9 protein-coding genes are annotated in these 12841 nt (G+C 47.7%); 3 read left to right on the top strand and 6 right to left on the bottom strand.

All coding sequences use genetic code 11. The features are described 5' to 3' along the window. Positions 1–82: 82 nt before the first annotated feature. From BM607_RS04420 to BM607_RS04410, 3 genes are all read right to left on the bottom strand, one after another. On the bottom strand, positions 83–499 hold the full coding sequence (locus tag BM607_RS04420) for a CBS domain-containing protein (RefSeq protein ID WP_006081403.1): 417 nt from the start codon (positions 497–499) through the stop codon (positions 83–85). A 173-nt stretch (positions 500–672) separates the two neighbouring features. Continuing rightward, positions 673–1962 (bottom strand): DUF2254 domain-containing protein, encoded by a 1290-nt coding sequence (locus BM607_RS04415; protein ID WP_071939720.1) that lies wholly within the window; start codon positions 1960–1962, stop codon positions 673–675. 340 nt (positions 1963–2302) lie between these two features. After that, positions 2303–3334, bottom strand: a complete 1032-nt coding sequence (locus BM607_RS04410; RefSeq protein ID WP_071939719.1) for an isoaspartyl peptidase/L-asparaginase — start codon at positions 3332–3334, stop codon at positions 2303–2305. A gap of 120 nt (positions 3335–3454) precedes the next feature. Between BM607_RS04410 and BM607_RS04405 the strand changes: the two genes are divergently transcribed. Further along, complete coding sequence (locus BM607_RS04405; RefSeq protein WP_006081400.1) at positions 3455–5308, top strand: autotransporter assembly complex family protein; 1854 nt, start codon at positions 3455–3457, stop codon at positions 5306–5308. Then, positions 5305–9330: a translocation/assembly module TamB domain-containing protein gene (locus BM607_RS04400; protein ID WP_071939718.1), complete on the top strand. Its 4026-nt coding sequence runs from the start codon at positions 5305–5307 to the stop codon at positions 9328–9330. Before BM607_RS04405 ends, BM607_RS04400 begins: the two co-directional genes overlap by 4 nt. 175 nt (positions 9331–9505) lie before the next feature. Here BM607_RS04400 and rplY read toward each other — a convergent pair whose 3' ends face one another. After that, positions 9506–9793 (bottom strand): 50S ribosomal protein L25, encoded by a 288-nt coding sequence (rplY, locus tag BM607_RS04395; protein ID WP_006081398.1) that lies wholly within the window; start codon positions 9791–9793, stop codon positions 9506–9508. Positions 9794–10096: 303 nt separating this feature from the next. Between rplY and BM607_RS04385 the strand changes: the two genes are divergently transcribed. Then, positions 10097–10531: a hypothetical protein gene (locus tag BM607_RS04385; RefSeq protein WP_006081396.1), complete on the top strand. Its 435-nt coding sequence runs from the start codon at positions 10097–10099 to the stop codon at positions 10529–10531. Here BM607_RS04385 and BM607_RS04380 read toward each other — a convergent pair. Next, a complete protein-coding gene (locus BM607_RS04380; RefSeq protein ID WP_006081395.1) occupies positions 10482–11030 on the bottom strand; it encodes a DUF882 domain-containing protein in 549 nt (182 codons plus the stop codon). The genes BM607_RS04385 and BM607_RS04380 overlap by 50 nt on opposite strands. A 154-nt stretch (positions 11031–11184) precedes the next feature. Continuing rightward, on the bottom strand, positions 11185–12750 hold the full coding sequence (locus tag BM607_RS04375; protein ID WP_071939717.1) for a L,D-transpeptidase family protein: 1566 nt from the start codon (positions 12748–12750) through the stop codon (positions 11185–11187). Positions 12751–12841: the final 91 nt, after the last annotated feature.

The raw sequence follows: 12841 nt of genomic DNA, 5'->3' as shown, positions 1-12841 counted from the left end.
GCAAGGAAAGTGGCGCAATGGTATTGCTAATTACTCTGCACTCAGGATAAAGGATGTCAGATTATGTCCACATCGGCTCAGATTAAACCGGTGACAGATAGCATTGTTGCATATAGATATTCATCGCTTTGAGCACATTAGTGCGATTTATCGTGCCTATCACTTTACCGTGTTCAACCACAGGATACACCTTAGGTTTAGGCCCGAGCATTTGTTCGGCGAGTTGCAAAATACTGTCATCAGGCCCGACAAACAGCACTTCAGTGCGCATACAGTCCTTCACCACTGATGTCATATCGCAGTGATAGCTACTCTTGATCATCACAGCCAGACAATCCTGCTGGGATAAAAAGCCCACCAAATCGCCCGCATCATCAACCACTGCGGCGCCCATTTTATTATTATCTAACAGCTTTTCGACCGCGGTCGCCAGCGACATATTCGCGCGCAGTAACACGGGCTGACGATCCATATGGTCACGAATCTTAATTAAGTCCATAGTCTTCCCCTCGAATTAACCCTACGTTTGAAGTCTAGTCAAAATATCGGCAAGGATGTGCGATTTATATCGATTGCGCTTATCTAGTGTGTAAACCGAATGTCAAAAAGTGCTGACAGAATAGAAAGAAACAACAAACGGATACACAGCACGATGAGATAATAAATGTCTCGTTAAGTGTTAGACGAAGCTGCTGACTCGGCAAACTTGGCGGCGTCTTGTACGGCTTGTAAGTCCTCTTCGATATCAAGCACCTTTTGTGAACGCTTCAGCGCCAACCGACCGTGGTACTCGGCCGCCGCGCGTATTTCCCCGTCACCACTGGATGCTAACGATTCAAGCGCTTTTTGTAGCCGTACAGCGACTTCCACCACTCCCGCGCCGTCTCTGGCTATGGCGGTAAACGCATCATCAAACATGTCCTGCACACAAACGTGAGGGACTTCAATGCGATCGCACTCTGGCGCGGGTTTATCATCAACTGCTGCAGGTTCACCCCATAGGGTAAACAGCCGTACCAGTGTGCCTATGATGCAAATGGCCGTACCAGGGTCATTGACCGCGGGTGATAAGGCGCGGCCAGCGATTTCCGACAGTACCACCAAACCAAATCGCGGATCGTCGTCAAAAAGACGGGTATCACCAATCTGGAATGACTCGGCAACACAGGTGCAATCAATCTCAGTCTGCTCCGCACCATCGGCGCTAATGTATGCCAATGGTCGATTGGGCGCAGCGAACGTGCCCGGCAAGGCTGCAATCACAACTCGTAACTCGTTTTTCTCTGCCCAGCGCTGCATCGCGGCAATATTAATGTACTGAACATAACCGACGTTAGCCGCGTACACGGCTCGTCCACGCGCTTGGGGACGCACAGAAACGCCGCCAAGATGTGGGGTATTGCGTCGCCGTGTCAGGGCATCGGCCGCCGCCTTTTCAACTTTCTCAATTGTGGTTGCCATGCGGCCAAGACGGGCAATGCGATCAACCCAACGTACAAAGGTAAAGATCACCATGCCAAAAATAAACGTGGTCAGCAGGAAGAGGATAAACAGACCTGCCGTTTGAAAGTAATCATTTTTAACCGCAGTGAGTGCCACAATACTGAAGATAAATGCCCCAACAAAGGTCGATAGCGCATTTTGAGAGGCATCATCGGCGACAACTAAAATAAATGAACGTGGTGTTGCCGTGTTAGCGGCCGAAGCATAGGCCGAGACCATAGAACCCACGGAAAAAGTGGCGATAACCAGCATGCTGGAAGCCATAACGGATAACAGCGCCTCGATGGAGGCCGATGACACCTTAGGTGCAATCTCGACAAGCTCAGTGCCATCAGCCAATTTTGCGACAAAGGCGACTGCAATCGATAATAGGCAAACAAGCAGTGGTTTAACCCAAAGTCGATGGCGAAACCGATTGAGGAAAACCCTGACGCGGTCGGTTAACACGGTAGAAATCATGTAAATATCCTTTACGCTGAGTGCAATCTCATGCAAAGGCGATGAGTTCGCTGGACACAAATGACAGCTTTGACGGTGAGTTAAGCGCGGCTTTGCGTATGACTATTGTACCCCTAATGAAATCAAACAACGGGCGACACCCCACATACCATTAACTATTCGTAATAGCCCAAACTTATCAGCTTCTTATTCACTCTTAAAGCAAAAATCCGCTAGCAAAAAGCGAGTGCCACTTTCGCAGCACTCGCTTTTTAAGGTTTATAAGTGATGTTTCTAGACAATCTTGTAAGCAATCTTGTAAGCAATGTCCGTCTCGAACCAACTTCTTTTACAATTCAAGTTATTGGTCTTGCCAAATCAGCACTTGGGCGGGTTCACCATTGCTACGGGTAGCGCGGTACATGCCTTCAGTGTTAAATGGCGTGGCGATATTACCGCGCTGATCGACGGCAATCACACCGCCCGAACCACCTGCGGTGATAAGGCGTTGATTGATCACTTCATCGGCGGCTTGAATAATGGATTTTTGCTGGTATTTCACTTTGGCACAAATATCCCCCGCCACTTGGTAACGAATAAAGAATTCACCATGTCCGGTTGCCGATACAGCGCACACCCCGTTTTCAGCATAAGTACCGGCACCAATCACAGGGGAGTCTCCAATGCGGCCGAAGCGTTTTGCCGTCATGCCGCCGGTTGAGGTACCAGCAGCTAAGTTGCCATTTTTGTCTAAGGCGATGGCGCCTACGGTACCAAATTTGTAATCGAGATCTTTCATCTCAACACTCGCGACTTGCTCTGATTTAGCCGCAGCTTGCAGTTTTTGCCTAGCATCGAGTAATTGTTGATAACGCTCGTCAGTATCAAAATGACTGTTTGGCACTAAGCTAAAGCCTTGAGTCAGGGCAAATTCTTCTGCACCTGCGCCCGAGAGCATCACATGCTCAGACTTATTCATCACAGCTAAAGCGAGATCAATGGGATTGGCGATATGGCGCACTCCAGCAACTGCGCCGGCATTCATGGTTTTGCCATCCATAATGGACGCATCTAACTCATGCCCACCGTCATAGGTGTACACCGCGCCTATGCCAGCATTGAACAGTGGGCTATTTTCGAGAATATTAATGGCTGTTTGCACCGCGACTAAGCTGTCACCGCCCTCTTCTAACACTTTTGAGCCTTTATCAACCGCTTCCTTTAACTTATCTTTGTAGGCTTGGCGTTGTTCAGGGGTGAGATTAGCCTTAGAAATCGTGCCAGCGCCGCCGTGGATCGCAATCGCGAACGGTTTGTCATTGGCAAAGGTGTTGTGTGACATAAAAAGTAAACCCGAGATAATTAAACTAAAGGTGGCTAATTTTGTTTTCATTCTTTACATCCCCTTAAAAAGTAGAGTCCTTTGTAACCATTTCATCGTGTAATTTCAATCATCTCCTTGCCTGTTGGTTTTATTCTGGCGACAATGATGCCACATCACAGGGACTATAAAGTGCAGCCATTTTTGCAAATCACCTCACATTACTTTCGTTTTTGCTTATTTCTGAGTCTGATTTCAGTCACATCCGTCGCTGCGGCGGCAGATGAATTTATTAAATTATCTGTCACAGGCGTGAATGAAGCTCTGCAACGTAACATAGTTGCGCACTTAGGCACCTTACCCGAATCCGAGGTGCAGCGCCGTGCCTTTCTGTTTAATGTCGATGACAATGTCAGCACAGCCTTAGAATCCATGGGTTACTATCATGGCGAAGTGGAAGAAAAACTGACGGAACATGACAAGGGACCGTGGGAACTAAAACTGGTGATCACTGCCGGCGAGCCAACCATAGTTCAGTGGGTCGATATTAACTTCAGTGGTGAAATGCTCGATGATCGCGCCTTCGATCAATGGTTGGCAAAGGTCAACCTTAAGCCTGGCGATGTGCTAAACCACGGTGTGTATAGCGACGTAAAATCGCAACTGGTCACCTTAGCTCTGGCCCGAGGTTACTTCGATGGCGAATTTACGGAATCACAGATTAAAGTTAACCGCGACATCAATACCGCACAGATAAGTTTGCATTTTGACTCTGGCAAACGTTATAAATTTGGCCAAGTCAGCTTCGAAGGCCATACTTTAGAACCTGAAATTTTAGAAAAACTTATTCCCTTTAAAGAAGGCGCTTCCTACTCGACTCGCCGTGTGGGCGCGCTGAATCGCCAGTTATTAGATACGGGCTATTTCGCCAATATTAAAGTGATCCCGCAAATCGACGGTGTCGAAGAGAGCCATATTCCTGTGCTGGTGGAATTAACACCTAAGGCAAGTCACGCCATTGAGCTCGGTTTTGGTGGTGATATTGGCAAGACGGATCAAGCTTTCGACCCAAGAGTGCGCGTGACTTGGCGGACGCCACAAATCAATAAATACGGTCACTCACAGGAAACCAGCCTCGAATGGTCTCCAGATAGACCAAAGTTATTAACCACTTATACTATCCCCTTGACGCATCCCTTAGATGATCAATTAAAAATCCGCGTCGGTTTGCTACGTGACAAATACGGTGTGACCCAAGTGTATGACGCCGAGAATCGCGATTTTAGTAACACAGGTCAGCTTGAATCGACTAAATATCTTCTTGGGCTATTACGCCAACAAAGACTCGAAAACCAATGGCTAATGAGTTATTCGCTTGAGGCTATTCGCGAAGAATATACCCAGTCTGACGTCGATTATATGCCGTCGTTTTATTTGGCGGGGATTAACTTTTCGCGGACGACGCGCGGGGATAATTCTCTCGATCCTAAGTCCGGTTTTAGGCAGATTTACAGCCTAGACTATGCCGACCCTTATTTAGGATCAGAAACCCGCTTGGCGCGCCTCCAAGCTAAATTTAAATGGATTGATACCTTCTTCGACAACCACAGAATCGTCGCACGTATCGATTTAGCCGCCAACTTAGCCAACGAGAATGATCTAGCCTCTATCCCGCCTTCGCTGCGCTATTTTGCCGGTGGCGATCAGAGTGTGCGGGGTTATGGTTATCAAGAATTGGGCCCCTATTTAGATTATGTCGCCGATGATGGCAAGACTAATCGCGAGGTCATAGGTGGCCGCTATTTAATGGTCGGCAGTTTAGAATATCAATATTATGTGACCCCCACTTGGCGGGTCGGTACCTTTATCGATGCGGGTAACGCCTTCGATAATAATCAATTTGAACCTGTTGTCTCAGTCGGTGGCGGTATCCATTGGATCTCCCCCATTGGCCCAATCAAACTGGATTTAGGGGTTGGATTGAAAGAAACCGATACCATTGAAAGATCATGGCGAATTCACCTGACCATGGGGACAGATCTATGAGCCAGCCCCCAGAGCATAATAAGCCAACCGAACAAGACACCGTAGACAGTCCCATCACGGAAGTCACTGAAGCCATTGCGAGTTCTGTCACCCAATCCGTGTCATTCATTCAAAAACTGTGGCGACAGTTCAAACTCTGGACTCGGATTATCATCTATGTGCCATTAGGGCTTTTAGTGTTAATCGCCCTATTACTCGGCACTGAGTTTGGCTCGCGCATCACAGTGGGCTTAGCCGATCAGTTTGTGCCCGATCTTGATCTCACTTACACCTCAGGCTCCATTAATAAAGACTTAGCCCTGTCCCATGCGGCTTGGTCTATGGCTGGCATCAAGGTGCAACTTGAGGATCTGCATTTACTGTGGCAACCCGCCTGTTTACTACAAAAACGTTTATGTGTGAATGGCTTATCTGCGGCCAAAGTCGATGTGACTATTGATACTTTAGCCCTGTCTGCCGACACAAACGAAACCCCGATAGTGCCGCTCGATGAAGAGCCCAGCGAGCTGCAATTACCCTTTGATATTGAGTTAGATTCCGCGGAACTCAACGCTGTGAATATCCAAGTGGATGAGATGCAATTTACGGCCAATCGCCTTAACGCAGAGGCAAAGTGGTTTGCCGAAGGCTTATCGGTTAAGCAGCTTTCCAGTGAAGGATTGTTCGTGCTGATCCCCACATCAACCGATGCCGCGCAAACGAACCAAGCAGCGACAACGACGGCTTCTAACGCCGACATAGCCGCGAGTACTACACCCGACACAGCGGCCAGCACAACAGCCAATGTAACGCCTGAACCATCGGCCAACTCGCCGGCAAAAGACAAGCCAGCAAAAGACAGTAGTGCTGAATGGGCTCTAGCGCATTTGCCACAAGTGTTTATGCCTTTTCCTGTGACGGTTAATGCCCTCACGCTTGATAACACCACGCTGCAAATCGGCGATCGTAAAGATGTCTTTAGCCATGCCGAGCTGCAAGGTCGTTTCCGCGAATATCAATTGACCTTAGATCATCTCGCCATCAGCCATACAGATGGCAGCGCGGATATCACAGGCAGTTTAACGCTCGATAACGATTATCCACTCGATTTAGAAGCCAACCTCACCCTTAACCAATTAGCCGAATTCCCTGAACTGACTCACCAAGCACTAGATGTAAAGCTGAGCCAAAGCTTAGGGCAACTACAAGTCAACGCTGTGGCCAAGGGCGATGCCGACTTCACGCTAGATGGGCAGATAACGCTTCGCGATCCTAACCTGCCCTACAAGGTAAAACTTGAACAGACACGGCTGCAGTGGCCGCTAAAAAGCCCTGAATACTCGGTCAGCGATGTGGCACTGGAAAGTCAAGGCGATCTCAATCGTCAAGAGGCGAGCCTTAAAGGTCAACTGACGACGCCGTTCCACAAAGTGCTCGCTATAGACACTAGCCTTCAGCATCAAGATGCGAAGTTAACCATTAATAATCTTGATGCAACGGGCGCGATTGGTCAGGTCAAGCTCACGGGCGAACTCGATTATCAAAAAGCCATTCGCTGGAACGCCAATCTCTGGCTCAATGACGTCAAACTGCAGGAAGTACAACTGCCACAAACGGATACGACGCAAACAGCAACCGGTCTACCGGATAGTTTGATTTCAGGAAAATTACGCACTCAAGGCTCATTTGCTGATCCTCGCTGGCAAGTCTCCCTGAACGACACTGAGCTCACGGGCACCCTGCAAGGTTATCCCTTCGATATCACAGGGAATATCAGTGTGAATGATTCCCTGTATGTCAGTTCTAAGGGGCTGAACGCCAAAGTACTGGGCTCGACTCTGGCACTCAAAGGCGAAGCCAACGCCAACTGGGATCTACAGGGTGAGCTGCAAGTGCCCGACTTCGGTCTGTGGTTGCCTAAGGCCAGCGGCCAATTGCAGGCGCAAATTAATGTCACAGGGGATGAGAAGCACCCTCAAGTTGAACTCACTGCCCAACTCGCTGAACTGTTTTATCAAAACATTAAACTGCGGGAATCCAACTTAAAGGCCTATTACAAGCCGCTAGATCAACATGAATTTGCTATCTCGCTGAAATCGAAAGCCTTACAGATTGCGGATCAGAATGTAGATACAGTGACACTCGGGGCGAAAGGCACGATTGACGCTCAAAAGCTGACCCTGAATGCCACGGGCGATCTTGGCCTCGATACCACAGTGAGTAGCCAATACGATGAGAAAAAATCGCGACTACGGCTCGATGTCGAACGTCTAAATCTCAATACCCCCGTTGGCCTATGGCAGCTCGATAACGCCATTAATCTCGCTTGGGATCAAAACAAGAATCAGGGCAGCATCACGCCGTTTTGCCTCATGAACCCGAACAGCCGCATCTGCCTAAACAGCGAGACGACAATCGGCAAAAAAGGCAGCGCGCAGGTGAGCTATTCGGGTAATCCAGGGCAATTACTCGTACCGATATTGCCAACGAATATGCGCTGGGATGGCCCCGCCTCATTGTTAGCCAATTTTGCTTGGGCAGCGGGTCGTAAACCCACTGCCGATGTGAACTTTGATTTTGCCCCCGGCAGTATCATGCTCAAGCGGGATAAGAATCGTGAAGTCACCATTAATTACCAACATCTGTCATTGCTGGCGACCTTAGATGCTAAACGGCTTGCAACAGTATTAAATTTTGAATCTGAAGGAGTGGCCAGTTGGCAGAGTGAGATCAACGTCAATGTCACCCCAGACCGCACGCTCTCAGGTTTTGCCAATATCAAGCAAATCAACTTACAACCACTGGGAGAATTTTTCCCGCAGCTAAATACGGTACAAGGCTTGCTGACCAGTCAGCTTAACTTTGCGGGCAGTCTAGAGGCGCCAGAAGTGTCGGGAAGCATGGCCTTAACGGAGGGCTCCTTAGCCCTGACGGCAAACCCGACGCTAATCGACAAAATTGACCTGTCAATGTCGTTCGCGGGTCAACAAGCCGAACTAAAGGGTCGCTGGATGATGGGCAATGGCTTGGGTCGAGTGACTGGCCAGCTGCAATGGCCACAAGGTCAATTTAGCGGTGAATTAGCCCTTGAAGGTGACAAACTTGCCGTGATCCAACCGCCACTGGCTATCCTTGATGTTTCACCCGACATCAATTTAACCTTCAACAGTAAACAATTAACGGTGAAGGGCAAAATAGCCGTTCCTTCTGGCAACATTAAAATTGTGCCATTAGCGGAAGGCGGTATCGCCACATCTGATGACGTGGTATTTGACGACTCCATTGCCGCCACGCAACCTAAAAGCAGCCCCTATGCAATCGTGGCCGATCTGAATATCAGTGTGGGCAACGAACTCAGGATTGATGGTATGGGCCTCACTGGTAGGCTTCAAGGAACCTTAAAACTGCAACAGCAAGCGTTCCGTCCGCCTTTGCTCTTCGGTAATATTAGAGTTAATCAGGGTAGTTACCGGTTTATGGGTCAAACCCTGAGGATCCGTACTGGTGAAGTGCAATTTGTGGGGCCAACGTCAGTGCCTAACCTGAATATTGAGGCAATACGCGAGATTAAGAGTGAAGACTTAGTCGCGGGTGTACGCGTCACTGGCACTCCCGCTCGCCCTGTGGTGACCCTGTTCTCTAATCCCGCCAAAGAGCAGGCCGAGATCTTGTCTTACATTATCAAAGGCAGTGGTTTTAACAGTGCCAACAATGAGCAAAATAACTCATTGATGATGGGCGCGGCCTTAGGTTTAAGCTCGCAGGTGGGCGGCGGCGCAATTAACAACATAGGTAATACCGCGACCGGATTGATTGAAGAGTTTGGTTTCTCTAACGTACAACTCGACACCAACGATGAGGGCCGTGTGGCGATCAGTGGCTTTATCGGCGAGAACTTGATGGTGAAATACGGGGTGGGCGTGTTTAACCCTGGCTATGAGATGACGGTCAGATATTACCTGCTCTCGCAGCTTTATCTTGAAACCGTATCGGGCACTTTAGGCCAATCCCTTGATATCTATTACAACTTCAATATCAAGTAGCAAAGTCAGACTCAGACTCAAATTCAGGTGGAGTGTCGATACACTCTGCCTGTCTATGATAAGTATTACGCCGCAATAAAATGAGTCACGCCGATCCATCAGATGAAAATCTGTCGCGTGAAAATCAGCCACAAAAAAAGCGCCCTTAGGCGCTTTTTTGCTTCAGCTACGACAATTAAGCGTAAACGAAGTCAACATGTTCAATAAGTGGTTTGAACACGTGGCGTTGCATAGCTTGTGCACGTACACCCACTTCTTTGCCATCAACAACGATAGTCAAAGTTGAAGTGTAGAAATCAGCGTTAGCTTGAATGTTGATGATATCTTTGTGATCAAAAACAATAGAAACTGGCTCTTTGCCTTGGCCATAAATAACAGCAGGTACTTTACCAGCATGGCGTAGGCGGCGGCTCGAACCTTTCCCTATTTCAGTGCGGGTTTGTGCTTGGATAGTGTAAGACATGTGTTTCTCACTTAAATTTAGAGTAAAAAGTTGCCGGCATTTTCGACCAATGACGGCTCATATAAAGCGCGCGAATACTAACATAGATACCCAAGGCGCACAAGAATCCCGCAACCCATCAATTTGTCCGCCGCTGCGTTATTAAAACAGGTAGCAATTTATCAAATTGAAGAACTTGTATCTTAGCTGTTACCGCTGAGAAAAGGCTTTGATCTCAAACAAAAAACACGCGATCTAGATCACACTGGGAAATTGAGAAGCCTGATAAGCTCGGGCAAATTTCGATAACTGCTGTGTCAAAAAATGCGTCATGCGCTATACCAGTTACAACAAGAAAACAGACTTTCATGCCAACTGGCCCGTGAACTTGTCTCGCTTATCGAAACCGTTCCTTACCAGCAAAATACCCTCGAATTAAAATTTTTAGAATTGCTTGCCTGCACCCAACAGAAAAACCGCAGCTTGATTTTACTCATGCAGGTCATTGAGTCGGTCGACATTGAGTTACAAAGGCAACGGCAGTATCAATTCTCACAACATTTGAGTTTATTGATCTGTGATTGGCAACAGCATAGAGAAATGAACAAGCTCAACCAGCAATTTATCCCGCTGCTGAGGCATTACCTGACAGAATCTCAAGCCCTAGAGCAAGGATTCTATCAGCGAGTTCAGCAACAAATTATTCACGCTACCAGTGTCGTACCGGCCCACAATCGACATGCACAAAGCCAGAGTTAGGATAATAGCCCACTCCACCCAGTTTTAGGGATAAAGCCGCTTCTCTGAGGGTTTTAAGCTTAACGCTTGGGATCGCGATATCCATAGCCATGCCGCGCATGTGATAACTCTTTTTTGCGACGCCGCCACTGTGACTCGCAAGCATGGCATTGGTTTTGGGTGAACGGTAACCAGAAATCACATGGATTTCATCGTCGACATTCAAAGTCGTTTTAAGGGAATAGAGCAAATCGAATAAACGTTTATCCATGGGCGCCGCCACATTCTGGCGATGGTCCCGCAGTAAATGATTAAAATCGTTTAATACCTTGCTTTGATAATGACCATCAACCCAGTAACTGCCGTCATCGCGCTCACCGGTATGGCGATTAAACAGACTTAACTCGCGGATCCCTTTAGTTGAACGACTGGCTGCTGCTTTTGAGGGAATAAGAGAACATAATGCCACACCACTCAGGCCTAACAATAACTGCCTACGGGCAGGACATATCAAAGTCACATGATCACCTTTTGTATGCTTTTTGGTCACTAATCAAGCAAATTATACTGAATAAGCCCTAAGATCAAGTTTTGCCCACCCCATTCTGCCCAAGATTTTAAAATACCCTGCGAGTTCAATTTGTTATCTTACTCAGCTTTATGGCGCCAAAATCTTAATTGAGATCTAAAACCGTGGCAGGCACGGCATTAGTCAACTCAGCTTCTAAATGGTAAATGTCACTACGGTATTGCTCTTGCCCACTGTCATCCAGCCATGCAGTCCAATACACCAGATGTACCGGCAGCTTTTGAGAAAGTGAAAACCACTGTGGCTCCGTTACATCTGGGGCTAATTTGTCCCATAAACGCTTATCTTTAACTAAATGTTCTTTAAACCACTGGGCTAATTCTGTGACTTTTTCAATCCGAATACAGCCTGATGATAGTGCCCTATCGTCCTTATTAAAGAGACTTGGCTCAGAAGTGCCATGTAAATAGACACTGAAACTGTTATCAAAGTGGAACTTATATTTGCCTAATGCATTCTTCGCACCTGGGCGTTGCACTAGCTGGTAGGGAAACGAAGTGCTGGCTAAGTCCTGCCATTCTTCTGGCATGTGTTGCACTAGTTGGCCGTTATAGTCGTACACATCAAATTGGCGTTCATTAAGATAATGACCATTTCGCCGAATCTGCGGCAGGATATCTCGGCGTAGAATGCTGCTCGGCACTCGCCAACTGGGATTGAGGACCACGCTGGAAATCTGGCTATCCAGCAGCGGGGTTTGCCGAGAAGATTTGCCCACAATCACTTTGGAATTGAGCACTGTGGTGCCATTATCGACTAAGAACATCTCAAAGGCGGGCACGTTAATCAGCAAGTAGCTTGGCTCCAACTTACGTTCAAACACTCGTTGCCGAATAGTATTTTTAGCCAATAAGACTGCCCTCGCCTTTGGCGATTGATTCAGCCAATACAAGGTCTGCTTACCAATCACCCCGTCCTGTTTTAACCCATGCCTTTGTTGGAAACGCTTAACACCAACCACCAATTCTTCGCTATAGACAAAGTTAGTCATTGGCTCAATGGCTAAGTCACCCAAGCGCCACAAACGTTTAGCTATGGTATCAAGGAGTGGATGACTCATTCCGACCGTTAACTTTTCATCCAGCACTAAGGTTTCCCAAGGTTCAGTGGCATCCAATTGCACTAAATGGGTGACTTGTTTTAGCACCCTTTGATATTGGGCATCGGTTGGAATAACGGTTGATACTGTGTCTACAGGTGCGCCGTTATTACACTGCGCAAAGGTCTTGATATAACGCCAGTAGCCCGCCACATCAGCTTGAACCCGCGCCACATCGGCCGCCGATAAGGTATTTTGTGATAGTGTTAATTCGCGATAATGCAGACCAAAAACAGGATTAACGCCCGCAAGATCCAGCAGCAACACCTGCGGCACTAATGCCGTAAGTGGCAAGGCTGCATCGGGCTCATCGGCTTTACGCTCAGTGCTTGGTTGCACACTGTTTAGCTGCAGCATGTCTTGCTGTGCCCCAATGCTGGGATTCGATGAAATGGCTTGAGTATCATCGGTAGCCATTGCCACTGACGTGATAGGAAAACAGACAATAACGCTCAGCACTAACAGTCCCAAACTGCGCCTCATGGGCATTGGCTTAATTTGCGATGCGCGTACAAAAGATGAGAAATACTGGATGATCTTGTGCAATACCATAAATACTCCCTTCGCTATTTAAGGTCACTTGAAAGCCAGCGATCATGTCAGTCAATAATACTGTAATACCAATCGTATTAAATATCTGTTC

The organism is Shewanella sp. SACH, assembly GCF_001887095.2.
Classification (GTDB): Bacteria; Pseudomonadota; Gammaproteobacteria; order Enterobacterales; family Shewanellaceae; genus Shewanella; species Shewanella baltica.
This window is presented reverse-complemented; position numbering and strand designations above follow the sequence as displayed.